This window comes from Faecalibacterium sp. Marseille-P9312 (genome assembly GCF_902497445.1).
Classification (GTDB): domain Bacteria; phylum Bacillota; class Clostridia; order Oscillospirales; family Ruminococcaceae; genus Faecalibacterium; species Faecalibacterium longum.
Map to the genome: position 1 here is coordinate 86,664 of NZ_CABVEW010000007.1, position 18,407 is coordinate 105,070.

Consider the following 18,407-nt stretch of genomic DNA (forward strand, 5'->3'; position numbering starts at 1 on the left):
GTGTTCCGGCGTGAGAGGAGGCCAGTGAGCCTCGACCGCTTCTTCCGTTTCCGGCATCTCTGCGCGGGTGCCGGGTCTGTTCGTGTGCGGGAGCGGCGGTCTGCCCCTGCACTTATTTTTTATTGAAAAGGAGCACTCACTATGAAACACTATTCTGCCAAAAAGCTGGCCCTCGCCGGTATGTTCTGCGCTGTCGCTGTCGTGGGCAGCGTCTTCTCCTTCCCGGTCTTCGGCAGCAAATGCGCCCCTGTGCAGCACATGGTCAACATCCTCTGCGCTGTCCTGCTGGGGCCTTACTACGGCGTGGGCGTGGCTTTCGTTGCCTCCCTGCTGCGCAACCTGCTGGGTCTGGGCAGTCTGATGGCTTTCCCCGGCAGCATGTTCGGCGCACTGCTCTGCGGCATCGTCTTCCACAAGACCCATAAGCTGCTGCCCACCCTCGTGGGCGAGGTGTTCGGCACCTCCATCCTCGGCGGTCTGTGCGCCTACCCCGTCGCCATCCTGCTGATGGGCAAGAGCGCCGGCGACATCGCGTTCTACGCCTACATCGTTCCCTTCCTCGTCTCCACCGCCGGCGGTGCCATCATTGCAGGCGCACTGCTGGCCGCACTTTCCCGCGCAGGCGCACTCCGCGCCATGCAGGCCAGCCTGAGCTGATTCGAAGGAGAAGCCATGTTTCGGAACCTCTTTGCCAACGTCCGGGCCAAAAGTCCGCTTGTCCATAACATCACCAACTACGTCACCGTCAACGACTGTGCCAACATCGTCCTCGCCTGCGGGGCGTCCCCCATCATGGCGGATGATGCCGCCGAGGTCGAGGACATCACCTCGCTGTGTGCCGGGCTGAACCTCAACATCGGCACGCTGAACAGCCGCACCATCCCCTCCATGCTGCTGGCGGGACACACCGCCAACCGGCTGGGCCATCCTGTCGTGCTGGACCCCGTGGGCGCAGGCGCTTCCCATCTGCGCACCGAAACGGCACTGCGCCTCCTGCGGGAAGTGAAGTTCACAGTCATCCGGGGCAACATCTCCGAGATTCGGACGCTGGCGGCAGGCAGCGGCACCACGAAAGGCGTGGACGCCGACACCGCCGACAAGGTGACGGACGAGACGCTGGACAAGACCGTGGCATTCGCCAAAGCGTTTGCGGCCCGCACAGGGGCGGTCGTCGCCGTCACCGGTGCCATCGACATCGTGGCCGACGGAGAGCGGGCCTTCTGCATCCGCAACGGCCACCCCATGATGAGCGCCGTCACCGGCACCGGCTGTCAGCTCTCGGCCCTGACGGCGGCATTCTGTGCGGCCAACCCGGACAAGCCTCTGGAAGCCGCCGCTGCTGCTGTCTGCGCCATGGGCCTTGCGGGCGAAGTAGCTCACAGCCGCCTTTCCAGGCTGGACGGCAACGCCACCTACCGCAATTACATCATCGACGCGATCTACAACATGACCCCCGAACAGCTCGAGGAAGGAGCACGCTATGAAATGCGATAAACATACCATGCTTCTCTACGCCGTCACCGACCGGGCGTGGACGGGCCGCGAGACCCTCCGCCAGCAGGTGGAAGACGCACTGAAAGGCGGCGTCACCTGCGTCCAGCTGCGGGAAAAGGAGCTGGACGATGCGGCATTTTTGCAGGAAGCCATGGAGCTTTCCGCCCTCTGCCGCAGCTATGGCGTACCCTTCATCATCAACGATAACGTCGAGATCGCTATAAAATGCCATGCCGACGGCATCCACGTCGGGCAGGAAGATATGGCCGCCGCAGACGTCCGCGCCAAGGTCGGCCCTGACATGATCATCGGTGTGTCGGCCCATTCCGTCGAGGAAGCACAGCTGGCCGTAGCCCACGGCGCGGACTATCTGGGCGTCGGCGCGGCATTTTCCACCCACACCAAAACCGATGTGGATGTCCTGCCGGAGGGCAGACTGAAAGAGATCTGCGACTCCGTGGATGTGCCGGTCGTGGCCATCGGCGGCATCCATAAAGACAATATCCTCAACCTCAAAGGCTCCGGCGCGGACGGCGTGGCTCTCGTGAGCGCGATCTTCAGCGCCGAGGACATTGAGGCTGAGTGCAAAGAGCTGAAGGCACTGACAGAACAAATCATCTAAAGGAGCAAACCCATGAAAACTGCACTTACCATCGCGGGCAGCGATTCCAGCGGCGGCGCCGGCATTCAGGCCGACCTCAAAGCCATGACCATGAACGGCGTCTTCGCCATGAGCGCCATCACCGCCCTGACGGCCCAGAACACCACCGGTGTATCCGGCATCTCCGAGGTCAGCCCCGAATTTCTGGCCCAGCAGATAGACGCCGTCTTCACCGACATCCGCCCCTGCGCCGTCAAGATCGGCATGGTGTCCTCTGCCCCGCTCATTGAGACGATCGCCGAGCGTCTCCGCTTTTACAAGGCGGAGCACATCGTCGTGGACCCCATGATGGTAGCCACCTCCGGCTCTGATTTGATCGCATCGGATGCCGTGCATACCCTGCGCCGGGAGCTGTTCCCTCTGGCCGAGGTCATCACGCCCAACCGGCACGAGGCCGAAGTGCTGTCCGGCCTGCACATCTCGGGCCGTGCCGACATGAGCGCCGCCGCCCGGGTCATCGCCGCCGACTGCGGCTGTGCCGTCCTGCTCAAGGGCGGCCACAGTGACACCGACGCCGACGATCTGCTCACCTTCCCGGATGGCGCGGAGATCTGGTTTCCGGGTAAGCGTATCGCCAACCCCAACACCCACGGCACCGGCTGCACTCTGTCCAGTGCCATTGCGGCCAACCTTGCCAAAGGGTTTGCGCTGGAAGAAGCGATCGCCCGGGCCAAGGCTTACCTGACCGACGCGCTGAACGCGCAGCTCGATCTGGGCCGCGGCTCCGGCCCGCTGGACCACACTCTGGGCGGCGCCGGGGTCGAAAACTGGATGCACGGCGTCCCGGACGCTGTTCATAAATAAAGAGAGCGTATTTTCGGAGGATTTTCAAATGCAGACTTACACCACACAGATGGATGCCGCCCGCAAGGGCATCGTCACGCCCCAGATGGAAACGGTGGCCAAGAAGGAGTACCGCACCGTCGAAGAGATCCGTCAGCTGGTCGCTGAGGGCAAGGTCGCCATCCCGGCCAACAAGCACCACGAGTGCCTGAACCCCGAGGGCATCGGCTCCATGCTCCGCACCAAGATCAACGTCAACCTCGGCGTCTCCCGCGACTGCAAGGACTACAGCATCGAGATGCAGAAGGTCATGAGCGCCGTCAACATGGGCGCAGAGGCCATCATGGACCTCTCGAGCCACGGCAATACCCAGCCCTTCCGTCAGAAGCTGACCCACGAATGCCCCGTCATGATCGGCACTGTGCCGGTGTACGACTCGGTCATCCACTACCAGCGCGACCTCGCCACCCTGACGGCACAGGACTTCATCGATGTGGTGCGTCTGCACGCAGAGGACGGCGTGGACTTCGTCACCCTCCACTGCGGCATCACCCGTAAGACCATCGAGCAGATCCGCAAGCATAAGCGGAAGATGAACATCGTCAGCCGCGGCGGCTCGCTGGTGTTTGCATGGATGTGCATGACCGGCAACGAGAACCCCTTCTATGAGCACTTCGACGAGATTCTGGACATCTGCGAAGAGCACGACGTCACCATCTCTCTGGGCGATGCCTGCCGCCCCGGCTGCCTCGCCGACGCCACCGACGTCTGCCAGATCGAAGAGCTGGTGCGTCTGGGCGAGCTGACCAAGCGGGCCTGGGCGCACAACGTCCAGGTCATGGTGGAAGGCCCGGGCCATGTGCCTCTGAACCAGGTCGCCGCCAACATGGAGATCCAGAAGACCATCTGCATGGGCGCACCTTTCTACGTCCTCGGCCCCCTCGTCACCGACATCGCCCCCGGCTATGACCACATCACTGCTGCCATCGGCGGCGCTGTCGCGGCCATGAGCGGCGCAGCCTTCCTGTGCTATGTCACCCCTGCCGAGCATCTGGCTCTGCCCAATGTGGACGACGTCAAGCAGGGCATCGTGGCTTCCAAGATCGCCGCCCACGCCGCCGACATCGCAAAGGGCATCCCCCACGCCCGGGACATCGACGACAAGATGGGCGACGCCCGCCGCGTCCTCGACTGGGATGCGCAGTTCGCCTGCGCCCTCGACCCCGAGACGGCAAAGGCCATCCGTGACGCCCGCCTGCCCGAGGACGACCACAGCGACACCTGCTCCATGTGCGGCAAGTTCTGCGCCGTCCGCAGCATGAACAAGGCTCTGGCCGGTGAGTACATCGACATCCTGTAAGCTGCTGTAAAACCGATATTTTCATCGCTTTTGCGATTTTTCTTCTCCATTGCCGCCCGGTACAAAAACCGGGCGGCTTTTTTGCGTCTCAGCGAGATGGTCTTTATGTACAAAATGAATCCGGCATGATATACTGGACGAGCGAGACATTTGAGGTGGTCAATTTCGTGGCAGCCACACGCCGATGGTAACGACAAGGGCTTTCGCCCTGAGAGATGCAGGAGAACGCCACGCCTGCCAAATGCCTTTCGAGGGGGGACGGTTCCGATGCCGTCCCCCATTCCTGTTTTTGCACACAAAAAGACCTGCACCGGGGGCTGAAGCTCAGCCTCGGTGCAGGTCTTTTTACACAGTTGCGCCAGCAGGAGTCGAACCTACGATGGGGGAGTCAAAGTCCCCTGCCTTACCGCTTGGCGATGGCGCATTATCGTTGTTTTTCTTGTCTTTGAATCGTCAGGTAGCCTTATTGGTCACTCTATTACTACCCATATACTACTTTTTATAAGGCTTACTTTATAAAGCTTACCATGTTATTTTAACTGAACTTTGAGAGCCTGTCAAGTTAAAAAATATCAGTTGAAAAACTTTTGACGCAATGCTTGAGTCAAAATAAAGGAACAACGGAGAACGGCGCAGTTTGTACGATATACAGTCGCCCCCTTTACATTTAACAGCATATGATTATTAGTCCTCTTTAATTTCCATATTCTCCAAGCCAAACTCCACACACAGCTGAATCAACTCATTACGGCTGTGTCCGGTGCGGGTGGTAATGGTATCAAGCCGCTTGATCGTATCCTCTGAAAGGCGCACAGAGACAACAGCAGTCTTACCCAATGCGGCCCGGCGGGGACGGATTATTAGCTTTTTATTTGAATAGTTCTCCATGATGCACCTCTTTCCACTACAAGTGTAGCCAAAAAAGAGAACGATTTGTAGACTACAATTATAAGAATTGAACTATAAGTGTATACATTTGTAGTTCAGTGATGTATAATGAAGAAAATGGAAAGGAGGACGAAGAAACAAGCTGTTAGAAAGTGCAATTTTTGAAATCAGGAGGAATTACAATGTACTGTAAAAAATGTGGAGCAATGATTTCGAGCAGACAATCAAAATGCGAAAAATGTGGTTGGGAAGTGCCGCAAAACAATCAGGAAGCTGCCTCCTCTCCTATTGAGGAGCAAGCACTGACTGTACCGGAACAGAACACCCAAAAGGCAGAAAAGACCAAATGGAGCGTTTGGTGCTATCTGGCAGTTGTGTCCCTGTGCTGTGGAGCTTTTACATTCTATAAAGGTCTTGATAAGATGTTCCGGTATGATTCCGGTGATTCCTACCCTCATAAATATGTGAATGCCTATGTTGGCGGAGATGCTTATAACTATATCATTAACGGAACGTATGCAACGGCATTCTTTGTGCTGACTGCGATGTTTGTGCTTGCGGCAATCGGCCTTGTCGTGGTTCATTACGTGTCCCAAAAGGAGGAAAAGTGAATGTACTGCCCGAAGTGTGGAAACAAACTGCCCGATGGTGTATCGACCTGTGAAAACTGCGGTTGGAGTGAAGATGCCGGTATTCAAACCTCTAAAGCTACAACCAAACCTTCCCCTAAAAAAGTTATCATTGCTATTATTGCTGTACTCGTTATCTTAGCAGCGGCGTTTGGAATTCGTATGTTCGGGTCAACACCAGCGAAAAAAGACGACCCAGCTATTAAGATTTGTGGAGAGTGGCAATCAAAAAAAGCGGGAGTTGATATCAATACTTCTAATGATTTAATGGACTACAAAAAAGCGACGGTTACGTTTAGTACTGACGGAACCGGAACAATGGACACTCTTAGCGATGGGATAAATCTCAATTATACTTGGCGCTACTGCGCAGAAGAGACAGAAAAATTAGGCGATGGTTCTCTTGTATATGAAGTCACATTTGAAGGAGTGGAGAGCAAACCTGTTTACGCCGTCTATAAGGATGAAACATTTATGATGAGTCTTCCCAAAACAGGAAGTTCGGAAGTTACAATATATTTTGTAAGAGCTAGTGCAAGCGAATCGTAAAGGGTGTGAATAATAAATGTATTGCAAAAAATGTGGAGCTCCACTAGATGATGATGCTCTATTTTGCTCAAGTTGTGGGCAGAAGGTGCAGGAAAGTACGCAGACTATTGCAAAGAACGTGGGACAGACAAATAAAAAGACGCCCCGGTGGATTGGAATAGTCCTTTGTGCTGTACTGGCGATAGTTGTATTAGGAAGTTTGGGAGAGAGCACCTCGAAAACATCAGGGTACAACAGTGCAAGTGTTAAATCTTCTTACTCCTCGTCAAAATCAAACTATTCCACCTATTCTGGGTCGGTAACAACTCCAAGTGCAGACGTCTCAACAGAATACCAAAATGCTTTAACAAAGGGCTTGTCATATGCTAAAAATCTCCATATGTCGAAAAAAGGCGTTTATGACCAACTAACTTCCTCTTATGGCGAAGGTTTCTCTGCCGATACTGCACAGTATACCATTGACCATATGACGGGCGTAGACTGGAATGCAAATGCACTGGAAAAGGCAAAACAGTATTACTACAATATGTCCATGTCTAAGAGCGCCGTTTATGACCAGTTAACTTCTGAATATGGAGAGCAATTCACAGCCTCCGAAGCACAGTATGCCATTGACCATCTAAGCTAAACAGAAAATCGTTATGGCACCAAACTCAATCGCCCTTCATCCCACTCCAAATCCCGTCCTTGCCGGGGTCTCACCGATATGATATACTTTCACTGTAAAAGTTTTTCTGTTCAGCGCGTGACGCAGAAAGGAGCGCGGCTTATGGACCATATCATTCTCGGCATCCTTTTTCTGGCATGGGGCGTTGCGGACGTCCTCCGCATCGAGCTGCCCGGCATACTGGGCAAGCGGCTGGAAGCGTCCAGCGAAGAGGCCCGCCGCCTCTGGCAGAGGCTTCTGGGCGTGCTGGAGCTCATCGTGGGCGGCGGGCAGCTGCTGTTCTACTTTTTCTCCGACAATCAGACCGTCACCAGCATCATCCTCGCGGTGATGATACTCGCCGCCGTCTGCATCCTCGGGCCGTACTACCACTGGCGGAAGCAGGAAAAAGAGAACACACAGGAATGAATCACGGGAGGAAACAGTATGGGGCCTTGGTATTATGAAGTCGTGAGCTTTGACGGCGATTACGTCAACCTGCGCCGCACCGACATCGAGAGCGACGAGCTGAACCCGGTGGCACTGGCGCTCCTGCCGCCGGAGATCGACGTAGGCAGCAAGCTCAAGTGCGAATATTTCCAGTACGAGATCATCGGCTGACAAAACGAAACGCCGCCCGTTTGGGCGGCGTTTCTGCATCTTCTGATAAAGTTATACGCGCTCGGCCACCAGCTGGAAGCCTGCCTTGGTGAGCTCCTGCCGGATCTGCTCGATCTGGGCGTTGTCGCGGGTCTCGAGAGTCAGCTTGAGGAAGCAGCTGGAGATGGGCATATTGGGGTCGGAGCCGTCGTGGAGGACGGACACCACATTGCTGCCGCAGCGGGAGACGATGTCGGCCACCTGCTGCAGCTGGCCGGGCTTGTCTTCCAGCGCAATGGTCAGGTTGGCCTTGCGGCCGCTCATGACGAGGCCGCGGGTGATGACGCGGTTGAGGATGTTCACGTCGATGTTGCCGCCGGAGACGAGGCAGACGACCTTCTTGCCCTCGATGGGCAGCTTGTGGAAGAGCGCCGCCGCCACAGGCACTGCGCCTGCACCCTCGGCCACCAGCTTCTGGTTCTCCATCAGGGAGAGGATGGCCGCTGCGGTCTCGTCCTCAGTGACAGTGACGATGTCGTCCACATACTCCTCGCAGAGCTTGTAAGTCAGCTCACCGGGAGTCTTGACCTGAATGCCGTCTGCGAAGGTGGAGACGGCAGAAAGGGTCTGGTATTTGTGCTCATGGAGGGAGCGGTACATGCTGGGTGCGCCCTCGGCCTGCACGCCGTAGACCTTGACGTCGGGCTTCAGGCTCTTGATGGCGAAGGCCACGCCGGAGATGAGTCCGCCGCCGCCCACAGGCACGATGACAGCGTCCACATCGGGCAGCTGGTCGAGAATTTCGAGGCCGATGGTACCCTGACCGGCAATGACCTGCTCGTCGTCGTATGGGTGGATGAAGGTCATGCCCGTCTCTTCCTGCAGCTCCACGGCCTTGTCGTGGGCGTCGTCGTAGGTACCGGGTACGAGGCAGACCTCCGCACCGAGGTTCTTGGTGTTCTCAACCTTCATGATGGGCGCGCCGTCCGGCATGCAGACGATGCTCTTGATGCCGCGGCGGGTAGCGGCCAGCGCCACGCCCTGTGCGTGGTTGCCCGCCGAGCAGGCGATGACGCCCTTGTCGCTCTCCTCCTTGGAGAGCTGGCTGATCTTATAATAAGCGCCGCGCACCTTGAAGCTGCCGGTCACCTGCAGGTTCTCGGTCTTGAGGTAGAGCTGGCAGTCCTTGGAGAGCCGGGGTGCCTCGATGAGGTCGGTCTTGCGGGCTACGTCCTTGAGGACAAAGGCGGCGTGGTAGATCTTATCCAGTGTCAGCATATCGTTTTTCCCATCCTATCTCTGTTTATCCATCCCGGCACACGGGCTACTTTTCATCGTTAAAGACAGGATTTAGTATAGTTTACATAAATTGATTTGTCAAATGAATCTATTTCACACTTTAAGGCAGAAAGCGGAATTTGCTGAGATTGTCTTATAGAAAAACCGCCGCCATTCACCAAACAGTGAACAGCGGCGGGGTATTACCACTTTATCCTATTACGTTCCGGTAAACTCAAATCTCCGCGAGAATAGCGTCACCCATGGCGGTGCAGCCGAGGCAGGTGCAGCCCTCACTCATGTTGTCGGCGGTGCGCAGGCCCTTGTCCAGAACCTTATTCACCGCGTTCTCAATGGCGTCAGCCTCCTCCGCCATGCCAAAGGAGTACCGCAGCATCATGGCGGCGGAGAGGATGCAGGCGGTGGGGTTGACGATGTCCTTGCCCGCGATGTCGGGGGCAGAGCCATGGATGGGCTCGTACAGGCCCCGGGTGCCGTCGCCCAGACTGGACGAGGGGATCATGCCGATGGAGCCGGTGATCATGGAGGCCTCGTCGGAGATGATGTCGCCGAACATGTTCTCGGTAACGATGACGTCGAACTGGCTGGGGTCCTTGACGACCTGCATGGCGCAGTTGTCCACGAACATCTCGCTGTACTCCACCTCGGGGTACTCAGCCTGCAGGCGGTGCATGACCGCACGCCAGAGGCGGCTGGTATCCAGCACGTTGGCCTTATCCACGCAGCAGAGCTTCCTGCGGCGCTTCATGGCCGTCTCGAAGCCGATGCGGCCGATGCGCTCGATCTCATGCTCCGAGTAGGGCATGGAATCCACCGCCTGCTTCTCGCCGTTTTCCAGCGTGTAAGTCTCGTGCTTGCCGAAATAGACGCCGCCGATGAGCTCTCGCACGATGATGAAGTCGATGCCCTTTGCCACGATCTCGGGCTTGAGGGGGCTGGCCGGGGCCAGCTGGGGCCAGATCTTGGCCGGGCGGTTGTTGGAGTAGAGACCCATCCCGGCGCGGAGGCGGAGCAGACCCTTTTCGGGGCGCTGCTCGCCGGGCAGACCCTCCCACTTGGGGCCGCCCACTGCGCCCAGAAGGACGCTGTCGGCCGCGAGGCACTTGTCCAGCTCATGCTGGGGCAGCGGGTCGCCGTACTTGTCGATGGCCTCGCCGCCCATCGCGGCGTCGGTGTAGTGGAAGGTGTGGCCGTACTTTTCGGCCACCTTATCGAGAACGCGGAGGGTCTGCTTCACGATCTCGGGGCTGGAGCAGTCGCCCCAGATGACAGCAATGTTTTTTTCCATTCTTATGGGCATCCTTTCTTCGATTGGGCAGCGATTTATGACAGGGTCCTTGCTTTTGGGTGGGCGTGTGCGGGGTTAGAGTTTTCTTTAAGTGGGATCGCGCGCTGGTGGCGCGGGGGATGTTTTATCTTACGGTCAAGTGGCTTGCGCTCCGCGCGGGCCAGAGGCAGAGCTGGTTTTTTCTTTAAGCTGGTTCTCGCGCTGGTGGCGCGGGGCAGTTTTTTCTTTTGGTCAAATGGCTTTGCGCTCCGCGCGGGCCAGAGGCAGGGAGGGGTGTTTCGAATCCCCCCTCCCTACCTCTGGACTCCACTCTCCCCACAACGAGTTAAGGGCTTCTCGCCCTTAACGATTCCGAAGAAGTAGGCTCCAAGCAAAAATGCTGGAGATTCACGCCATTCGGCGTGAAGATCTCTTAACCGCATTTTCGCTCTCCGCCGATTTGCTGCTTCGCAGCAGACTTTACGCCTTTGCTGAACGTAAAGTCCTGCTGAAACGTAACACCCTCGGCGAAGCCGTAAATCGGAGAAACGAGAAAAAAGCGTTTAGCGCAGCGACTAGCTTTTTTCCGTTTCGACAACCCCTTCGGGGTCTGAAAGGGGCGAGCAGCCCCTTTCTCGTGGGTCCAGCGCGTCGAAATCGCTGGTGGTTTTCTGGTTCTCTTTTGACATCAAAAGAGAACAATTCCACTTAACGTAAAAGCGCTCTGCCCCGCGCCACCGGCGCGAGAACCATTTCTGGTTCTCTTTTGGCACGCAAAAGAGAACTTAACCTCGCGTAACCGCGCTCTATCCCGCGCCACAGGCGCGCGAACTCACAGCAAAAACTTTACTTTTTCGTCAGCGACTTCATCAGACCGCCATCGGCGATGATCTTCTGGATGAACGGCGGGAAGGGGTCGGCCTGGAAGGGCTTGCCGGTGGGCTCATCGGGGATGACGCCGGGATCAAAGTTCACACTGACCGTATCGCCTGCGCTGATGGCGTCCACGGCCTCGGGGCATTCCATGATGGGCAGACCGATGTTGATGCTGTTGCGGTAGAAGATGCGCGCGAAGCTCTTGGCGATGACGACGGAAATACCGGCGGTCTTGATGGCCAGCGGTGCGTGCTCACGGGAGGAGCCGCAGCCGAAGTTCCAGCCGCCCACCATGATGTCGCCGTCCTTGACGTTGTTGATGAAGTCCTTGTCAATGTCCTCCATGCAGTGGCTGGCCAGCTCTCTGGCATCCTGCGTGTTCAGGTGGCGGGCCGGGATGATGACGTCGGTATCCACGTTATCCGGGTATTTGAAAACAGAACCGTTTGCGTTGTTCATGGGTGACTCTCCTTTTCTCAGACCGTGCGGGGGTCGGTGATGTAACCGGTCAACGCGCTGGCGGCAGCGGTAGCGGGCGAAGCCAGATACACCTCGCTCTTGACGTGGCCCATGCGGCCCACGAAGTTGCGGTTGGTGGTGGAGACGCAGCGCTCACCCTCGGCGAGGATGCCCATGTAGCCGCCGAGGCAGGGGCCGCAGGTGGGGGTGGAGACGATGCAGCCCGCGTCGATGAAGGCCGTCGTCCAGCCGCGGAGGATGCACTCCTTGTACACGGCCATGGTGGCGGGGATGATGATGCCGCGCACGCCCTTGGCGATGTGTTTGCCCTTCAGGATGTTGTAAGCGGCTTCCATATCCTCGAGGCGGCCATTGGTGCAGCTGCCGATGACCACCTGGTCGATCTTGATGTCCTTGCCCTCGCTGGCGGGGTGAGTGTTCTCGGGCAGGTGGGGGTAGCTGACGGTCGGCTCAAGGGCAGAGAGGTCGATCTCAATGGTCTTCTCGTACTCGGCGTCCGGGTCGGCCTCATAGAACACCGGCTCCCGCTGGCTGCGGCCCTTGAGATAAGCCTTAGTCACGTCGTCCACGGGGAAGATGCCGTTCTTGGCACCGGCCTCGATGGCCATGTTGCAGATGCTCAGGCGGTCGTCCATGGAGAGGGAAGCGACGCCCGGGCCGGTGAACTCCATCGACTTATACAGCGCACCATCCACGCCGATCATACCGATGATGTGGAGGATGAGGTCTTTGCCGGAAACTCTCGGCGGCAGCTTGCCGTTCAGCACGAACTTGATGGCGGCAGGCACCTTGAACCATGCCATGCCGGTAGCCATGCCGGCGGCCATATCGGTGGAGCCGACGCCTGTGGAGAATGCGCCCAGTGCGCCGTAGGTGCAGGTGTGGCTGTCGGCGCCGATGACGCAGTCACCGGCTGTCACGATGCCTTTTTCGGGCAGCAGAGCGTGCTCGATGCCCATCTGGCCCACATCGTAGAAATTGAGGATGTCGTACTTGTTGGCGAACTCGCGGCACTGCTTGGACTGGGTCGCGCTCTTGATGTCCTTGTTGGGAACGAAGTGGTCGAGGACGATGGCGATGTGCTCTTTGTCGAACACGCCGTTGAAGCCCGCCTTTTCGAACTCGTTGATGGCGACGGGGGTAGTGATGTCATTGCCCAGCACGATGTCGAGCTTGGCGTTGATGAGCTGGCCTGCCTTGACCTCGGCGAGGCCTGCGTGTGCGGCCAGAATTTTCTGCGTCTGGGTCATTCCCATGATGGTACTCTCCTTTTTATCGTAGCTTGTTCTCTATGGTCAGTCTCTCCTCTGTCCAACCTCTCAGCCGCCTGCGGCGTCAGCTCCCCTAGTAGGGGAGCCTCTGGCGAAACCGTTTACTTTGCGGGGAATGCCAAGGCCTCCCCTCGATAGGAGCAACGGCGACGACCGCCGCCAGTGGCGGAAACAGGGAGGAGCTGTTGGGGCCGCGGCCAGCAGGATGCGAGCGGCAGCGAAGCAGACGCTGGGAGCCGCAACCCGGGCAGTGGCATTGCGAAGCAATGACGGAGAGGTTGTGCAGAGCTGCCCCTTATTTACTCTCTTATTTATTGTTGATCGCGCTGACCAGTGCATGGATACCGGCCACGATAATATCGGTATCGGTGCCTGCACCCCAGGTGACGACGCCGTCGCCCCACGCGAGGCCGACGTAGGAAGCGGCGCGGGAGGTGGAGCCTTCGTCCAGACTGTGCTCGGAGTAAGTTTCCAGGTGGAAGTCCATGCCGGTGGCGCTCTGGATAGCGTTTGCCACAGCATCCAGACGGCCATTACCCACCGATGTGACCACCTTGCGCTGACCGTTCAGATCCAGCGTGACGGTGGCGGTGATGCCGTTGACCTGTGCGAAGTGAGCCTCGACGACAGACAGGGGCTTGGACTTGTTGAGGAAGGTATCCTCGAAGATGTGGAGCACTTCGCCTGCGCTCAGCTCCTTGTGGCTGTGGTCGGACACGCTCTTGACCTTGTAGCCCAGAGCCTCGCGCATCTTGGCGGGCAGGTTGTAGCCGTAGTTCTGCTCCAGCACGAAGCCGATGCCGCCCTTGCCGCTCTGGCTGTTGATGCGGATGACGTCGGCGTCGTAGGTGCGGCCGATGTCGTGGGGGTCCACCGGGATATAGGGGCAGGTCCAGCGGTGGTCGCCCTTCTCCTTGCGGTAGGCCATGCCCTTTGCAATGGCGTCCTGATGGCTGCCCGAGAAGGCGGCGAACACCAGCTGACCGGCGTAGGGGGTGCGCTCGTAGATGTGCATCCGGGTGACCCGCTCATAGGTAGCGCAGATGGCGGGCATATCGGAGAAGTCCAGCTTCGGGTCTACGCCGTGGCTGTACATATTCATGGCGAGGGTCACAGCGTCCACGTTGCCGGTGCGCTCGCCGTTGCCGAAGAGGCAGCACTCCACCCGCTGAGCGCCTGCCAGAACGGCCAGCTCGGCACAGGCGACGCCGGTGCCGCGGTCATTATGCGGGTGGGTGGAGATGATGACGCTGTCGCGGTACTTGAGGTGCTTGTCGCAATACTCGATCTGGTTTGCGTAAACGTGGGGCATGCTCATCTCGACCGTGACCGGCAGGTTGATGATCATGGGGCGGTCGGGGGTGGGCTGCATGATGTCCAGGACCGCGTTGCAGACCTCAACGGCGTAGTCCACCTCGGTGCCGGTGAAGCTCTCGGGGCTGTACTCGAAGAGGAAGTTGCCCTCATACTCCTCGCTCAGCTGCTTGACCAGCTTTGCGCCGTCCACGGCGATTTGCTTGATCTCCTCCTTAGACTTGTGGAACACCTGCTCGCGCTGGGCGACGGAGGTGGAATTATAGAAGTGGACGACCGCACGAGGTGCGCCCTTGACAGCCTCGAAGGTGCGGCGGATGATGTGGTCGCGGCACTGGGTCAGCACCTGCACGGTGACATCGTCGGGGATCATGTTCTTCTCGATGAGGGTGCGGAGGAACTCGTACTCCGTCTCGCTGGCGGCCGGGAAGCCGACTTCGATCTCCTTGAAGCCAATTTTGACCAGCATCTGGAAGAATTCCAGCTTTTCCTCGAGGCTCATGGGGACGATCAGGGCCTGATTGCCGTCGCGCAGATCCACGCTGCACCAGGTGGGAGCTTTCTCGATGTGATCCTTCTTGACCCAGCTGTCATAACCGGCGGGGACCGGGTAATATCCCGGTGCGTACTTGGTAGCGTCCATCATAATTCTTGTCCTCCATTTTACACTTTTTGTAAACGAAAAGGCTCCCGTCTCTCAAAGGACGAAATCCCCTGAGAGACGAGAGCCTGTAATTTCTGTTACAGGGCACCCGTGGTACCACTCTCTTTGCTGTGCCATAAGCACAGCCGCTCTGCACGATCGGCTTTTTAGGGCGAATCGCTGCCCCTATAACGGTGGGCTTCCGTCAGGACCTACTGTCTGCTTCAGTCCTGCCGCTCAGGGGCCAGTAACCGAGACCCTCTGCACCACCTTGCACCATCCGGCGGCTCTCTGTACGCAGAAGAAAATCGTTTTTTCCCCGTCAACGCATTTGCGCTTTGTTCAAAGTGGTTTCATTTTAGCAAAACCCGCCGCCCCTGTCAAGCAGTTTTGCTCACAATGAAAATGAAACGATTTCACATAAATAGCAGCATAAATTTTCAAAATTTGCGGGTAGATCCTATTTTTGTTGTATTATATCACCAACTATGGTACAATAAAAATACCGCCCGAAGCGGCGGTATCCAGGTGCTGTCTGCATAAAAAGGTGGTCTAGCTTCCCCGGCAAGCTTCCGGGGGTGTGAAACCTTATTGTTGCTTCCCCCGGACGCAATGCGAAAGGGGGGATGCCTTATGACCCTGACGGAAACTATCGCATTGCTCGGCCTGCTGGGCGGAGCAGTCTTTGTTACCTTTCAGATCTCATGGGCTATCTTCAAAGAGATACATAACAATAAGAAATGACCGCCCCAGCCTACCAAGCAAAGCGGTCATTCTTATTGTTTGACTTAGCCGAGGGAAGCTGACCATTGCGGACAGCACCTTCTTGTATGTTCAGTATAGTCAAAGTGATTCGATTTGTCAAGCGGACGGCCTCCTTGTTCCTCGGTTTTGTTAAGAATCTGCGAAGTTTTTGCAAAGTTCGCCTCGAAACGCTGGTTTCTGAAATGGCGTCGTGGTATGCTGTTTGCAACGTAAGGAGGGACCCCCATGAAAGAAGTCAAGACTCCCAAAAAGCCATTGGCTATTTACTACGCCATTGTATTACTGGTGCTGATGCTGCTCAACTTCGTGCTCGTGCCGTGGATGAGCGAACGGCAGGTAAAAGAAGTGGACTACGGCACCTTCATGTCCATGACCGAGGACAAAGACATCGGCCGGGTGGATGTGGAATCGAACCAGATCATCTTTACCGATAAAGACGAAAAGCAAATTTACAAGACCGGCCTGATGAACGACCCTGACCTGACCCAGCGCCTCTACGACGCGGGGGCCGAGTTTTCCAGCGAGATCGTGGAGCAGGCTTCGCCGCTGCTGAGCTTTCTGCTGAGCTTTGTACTGCCCATCGCCCTCTTCGTCTGGCTGGGCAATTTCATGAACAAAAAGCTCATAGAAAAGGCCGGCGGCGCGAACTCGATGATGTTCGGCGGCGTGGGCAAGTCCAACGCCAAGGTCTACGTCCAGTCCACCCACGGCATCCGCTTTGCGGATGTGGCCGGCGAGGACGAGGCCAAAGAGAACTTACAGGAGATCGTAGATTATCTGCACGACCCCAAGAAATACGAAGAGATCGGTGCCTCGATGCCCAAGGGCATCCTGCTCGTCGGCCCTCCGGGTACCGGCAAGACCATGCTGGCAAAGGCCGTGGCGGGCGAATCCAACGTGCCGTTCTTCTCCATCTCCGGCTCGGAGTTTGTGGAGATGTTCGTGGGCATGGGCGCGTCCAAAGTCCGTGATTTGTTCAAGCAGGCCAAGGAAAAAGCCCCCTGCATCGTGTTCATCGACGAGATAGACGCCATCGGCCAGAAGCGCAACAGCGGCCAGCTGGGCGGCAACGACGAGCGTGAGCAGACCCTGAACCAGCTGCTCACCGAGATGGACGGCTTCGAGGGCAACAGCGGCGTCATCATCCTCGCGGCCACCAACCGTCCGGATTCCCTTGACCCGGCTCTGACCCGCCCCGGCCGCTTTGACCGCCGTGTTCCTGTGGAACTGCCCGACCTCAAGGGCCGCGAAGAGATCCTGAAGGTCCACGCCAAGAAAGTTGCTCTTGCCCCCGGCATCGACTTCAACACCGTAGCCCGGATGGCCTCCGGTGCCTCCGGCGCAGAGCTGGCCAACATCGTCAACGAAGCCGCCCTGCGGGCCGTGCGCGCTGGCCGCAAGAGCGTGACCGAGGCCGACCTCGAGGAGAGCATCGAGGTGGTCATTGCCGGCTACCAGAAGAAGAACTCCATCCTCACCGACAAGGAAAAGTGCATCGTAGCCTACCATGAGATCGGCCACGCACTGGTGGCGGCGCTTCAGAATCACTCCGCACCCGTGCAGAAGATCACCATCATCCCCCGCACCTCGGGCGCACTGGGCTACACCATGCAGGTCGAAGAGGGCAACCACTACCTGATGACCAAGGAAGAGCTGGAAAATAAGATCGCCACCCTCACCGGCGGACGTGCCGCCGAGGAAGTGGTGTTCGGCTCCATCACCACCGGCGCGTCCAACGACATCGAGCAGGCCACCAAGCTTGCCCGCGCCATGCTCACCCGTTACGGCATGAGCAAAGAGTTCGACATGGTGGCCCTGGAGACGGTGAACAACCAGTATCTGGGCGGCGACACCTCTCTGGCCTGCTCGGCCCAGACCCAGCGCGAGATCGACCAGCGGGTCGTGGACTTGGTAAAGGCCCAGCACGAAAAGGCCGTCAAGATCCTCACCGACAACCGCGCAAAGCTCGACGAGCTGGCGAAGTACCTTTATGAAAAGGAGACCATCACCGGCGACGAGTTCATGGCTATCCTTGAGGAAAAAGATTCCAGCGAAAATTAAAATAGGATCTCTGCAATAATCCAGCCGCCGTATCCGTATTCATTACAGATACGGCGGTTTTCTGATACGCCGTACCGCTGATAAAAGCATTTGGGATAAACCTCCCCGTCAGCGCACCAGCGCTGACGGAGAGGTTGACTTCCTACATCTACAGGAGGATACTACTATGAGACTGCTGAACAAGAACACTGCCCGCCGCGCTGCCGCTGCTGCCGCTCTGCTGACCATGACCGCCGCCATGAGCGTGGGTGCCTTTGCTGCCGACGCCGAGGACGCGACCGTTGCCGGTTATCTGCCCCCTCAGTCGTCCGAGGTCATGGTTCAGGGCGACATCGCTCTCCACTCTGACGTTCCGGTGGGGGAGGTAGACCCCAACTACGGCGGCTACGCTTCCCCGGTGGAGAACCCCATTCAGGGCAACGTGATGATGATCTCCGGCGAGACTCCCCTGCCCTCTGACACGCCGGTGGAGAAGAGCGAAGCCCGCTACACCGTCAAGGGCCTGCTGGGCAAGCAGGTGCTCTACACCGCCCGTCAGGAAGGCCGCGTGCTGACGCTGGACGCCCCCGATGACAACGCCACCTTCCGCACCACCATCCTCGACATGCAGACCCTGATGAATCAGGGCGTAAGCACGCTGGTGCTCAAGACCGGCAAGACTTCCACCACCCTGAACCTGACTCTGCTGTGCCAGGGCCAGAAGCCCGGCACCCGGGTCACTCTGCGCCACCTCGGCAGCAGCGCTCACCTCACCGTGGGCTTCCGCGGCCGCCGCGACCTCATCGTTGGCCGATAAGCTTTCCCCACTCTCCTCTTTGTTT

At 57.8% G+C, this 18,407-nt stretch carries 19 protein-coding genes, 1 tRNA gene and 1 other annotated feature; of the genes, 13 read left to right on the top strand and 7 right to left on the bottom strand.

Going from position 1 to position 18,407, the window contains the following annotated elements; genetic code table 11:
- Window positions 1-141: 141 nt before the first annotated feature.
- From thiW to thiC, 5 genes are read left to right on the top strand one after another with little or no spacing between them, the layout of a single operon-like run.
- Window positions 142-657 (top strand): energy coupling factor transporter S component ThiW, encoded by a 516-nt coding sequence (gene thiW / locus F3G95_RS07170; RefSeq protein WP_015565553.1) that lies wholly within the window; start codon window positions 142-144, stop codon window positions 655-657.
- Between the two features lie 15 nt (window positions 658-672).
- Window positions 673-1,494, top strand: coding sequence for a hydroxyethylthiazole kinase (thiM, locus tag F3G95_RS07175; RefSeq protein ID WP_149794411.1), 822 nt, complete (start codon window positions 673-675; stop codon window positions 1,492-1,494).
- Complete coding sequence (gene thiE, locus F3G95_RS07180; RefSeq protein WP_149794412.1) at window positions 1,481-2,116, top strand: thiamine phosphate synthase; 636 nt, start codon at window positions 1,481-1,483, stop codon at window positions 2,114-2,116. The genes thiM and thiE overlap by 14 nt, the downstream gene beginning before the upstream one ends.
- A 12-nt stretch (window positions 2,117-2,128) precedes the next feature.
- On the top strand, window positions 2,129-2,959 hold the full coding sequence (thiD, locus tag F3G95_RS07185) for a bifunctional hydroxymethylpyrimidine kinase/phosphomethylpyrimidine kinase (protein ID WP_149794413.1): 831 nt from the start codon (window positions 2,129-2,131) through the stop codon (window positions 2,957-2,959).
- Window positions 2,960-2,987: 28 nt separating this feature from the next.
- On the top strand, window positions 2,988-4,298 hold the full coding sequence (thiC, locus tag F3G95_RS07190) for a phosphomethylpyrimidine synthase ThiC (protein WP_015565549.1): 1,311 nt from the start codon (window positions 2,988-2,990) through the stop codon (window positions 4,296-4,298).
- 353 nt (window positions 4,299-4,651) lie between these two features.
- Here thiC and F3G95_RS07195 read toward each other — a convergent pair.
- Window positions 4,652-4,722, bottom strand: a tRNA-Gln gene (locus F3G95_RS07195).
- Between the two features lie 260 nt (window positions 4,723-4,982).
- On the bottom strand, window positions 4,983-5,186 hold the full coding sequence (locus F3G95_RS07200; RefSeq protein ID WP_149794414.1) for a ribbon-helix-helix protein, CopG family: 204 nt from the start codon (window positions 5,184-5,186) through the stop codon (window positions 4,983-4,985).
- Between the two features lie 182 nt (window positions 5,187-5,368).
- Between F3G95_RS07200 and F3G95_RS13890 the strand changes: the two genes are divergently transcribed.
- From F3G95_RS13890 to F3G95_RS07225, 5 genes are all read left to right on the top strand, one after another.
- Window positions 5,369-5,797 (top strand): hypothetical protein, encoded by a 429-nt coding sequence (locus tag F3G95_RS13890; RefSeq protein ID WP_207706441.1) that lies wholly within the window; start codon window positions 5,369-5,371, stop codon window positions 5,795-5,797.
- Window positions 5,798-6,364 (top strand): zinc ribbon domain-containing protein, encoded by a 567-nt coding sequence (locus F3G95_RS07210; protein WP_149794415.1) that lies wholly within the window; start codon window positions 5,798-5,800, stop codon window positions 6,362-6,364. It abuts the gene before it with no gap.
- 16 nt (window positions 6,365-6,380) lie between these two features.
- Window positions 6,381-6,992: an Ltp family lipoprotein gene (locus tag F3G95_RS07215; protein ID WP_149794416.1), complete on the top strand. Its 612-nt coding sequence runs from the start codon at window positions 6,381-6,383 to the stop codon at window positions 6,990-6,992.
- A gap of 141 nt (window positions 6,993-7,133) precedes the next feature.
- A complete protein-coding gene (locus tag F3G95_RS07220) occupies window positions 7,134-7,439 on the top strand; it encodes a hypothetical protein (protein ID WP_149794417.1) in 306 nt (101 codons plus the stop codon).
- A gap of 18 nt (window positions 7,440-7,457) precedes the next feature.
- On the top strand, window positions 7,458-7,631 hold the full coding sequence (locus tag F3G95_RS07225; RefSeq protein WP_015565547.1) for a hypothetical protein: 174 nt from the start codon (window positions 7,458-7,460) through the stop codon (window positions 7,629-7,631).
- A 51-nt stretch (window positions 7,632-7,682) separates the two neighbouring features.
- Here F3G95_RS07225 and ilvA read toward each other — a convergent pair whose 3' ends face one another.
- Window positions 7,683-8,888: a threonine ammonia-lyase gene (gene ilvA / locus F3G95_RS07230; protein WP_149794418.1), complete on the bottom strand. Its 1,206-nt coding sequence runs from the start codon at window positions 8,886-8,888 to the stop codon at window positions 7,683-7,685.
- A 235-nt stretch (window positions 8,889-9,123) separates the two neighbouring features.
- The gene (gene leuB, locus F3G95_RS07235; RefSeq protein ID WP_149794419.1) at window positions 9,124-10,197 is read right to left on the bottom strand and encodes a 3-isopropylmalate dehydrogenase; all 1,074 of its coding nucleotides are present in this window, start codon (window positions 10,195-10,197) and stop codon (window positions 9,124-9,126) included.
- Window positions 10,198-10,573: 376 nt separating this feature from the next.
- On the opposite strand from leuB, the gene F3G95_RS07240 reads away from it, so the two are divergent.
- Window positions 10,574-10,888, top strand: coding sequence for a hypothetical protein (locus tag F3G95_RS07240; RefSeq protein WP_149794420.1), 315 nt, complete (start codon window positions 10,574-10,576; stop codon window positions 10,886-10,888).
- A gap of 134 nt (window positions 10,889-11,022) precedes the next feature.
- Here F3G95_RS07240 and leuD read toward each other — a convergent pair whose 3' ends face one another.
- The 3 genes from leuD to F3G95_RS07255 all read right to left on the bottom strand — a co-directional run bounded on the left by leuD (window position 11,023) and on the right by F3G95_RS07255 (window position 14,763).
- Complete coding sequence (gene leuD, locus F3G95_RS07245; protein ID WP_149794421.1) at window positions 11,023-11,511, bottom strand: 3-isopropylmalate dehydratase small subunit; 489 nt, start codon at window positions 11,509-11,511, stop codon at window positions 11,023-11,025.
- A gap of 17 nt (window positions 11,512-11,528) precedes the next feature.
- Window positions 11,529-12,788: a 3-isopropylmalate dehydratase large subunit gene (gene leuC / locus F3G95_RS07250; protein ID WP_149794422.1), complete on the bottom strand. Its 1,260-nt coding sequence runs from the start codon at window positions 12,786-12,788 to the stop codon at window positions 11,529-11,531.
- A 322-nt stretch (window positions 12,789-13,110) separates the two neighbouring features.
- Window positions 13,111-14,763: a 2-isopropylmalate synthase gene (locus F3G95_RS07255; RefSeq protein WP_149794423.1), complete on the bottom strand. Its 1,653-nt coding sequence runs from the start codon at window positions 14,761-14,763 to the stop codon at window positions 13,111-13,113.
- A gap of 68 nt (window positions 14,764-14,831) precedes the next feature.
- Window positions 14,832-15,095, bottom strand: a binding site (T-box leader).
- A 655-nt stretch (window positions 15,096-15,750) separates the two neighbouring features.
- Between F3G95_RS07255 and ftsH the strand changes: the two genes are divergently transcribed.
- Both ftsH and F3G95_RS07265 read left to right on the top strand, forming a co-directional pair.
- A complete protein-coding gene (gene ftsH / locus F3G95_RS07260; protein ID WP_149794424.1) occupies window positions 15,751-17,586 on the top strand; it encodes an ATP-dependent zinc metalloprotease FtsH in 1,836 nt (611 codons plus the stop codon).
- A 166-nt stretch (window positions 17,587-17,752) separates the two neighbouring features.
- Window positions 17,753-18,382: a transcriptional regulator, IclR family protein gene (locus F3G95_RS07265; protein WP_149794425.1), complete on the top strand. Its 630-nt coding sequence runs from the start codon at window positions 17,753-17,755 to the stop codon at window positions 18,380-18,382.
- Window positions 18,383-18,407 lie beyond the last annotated feature (25 nt).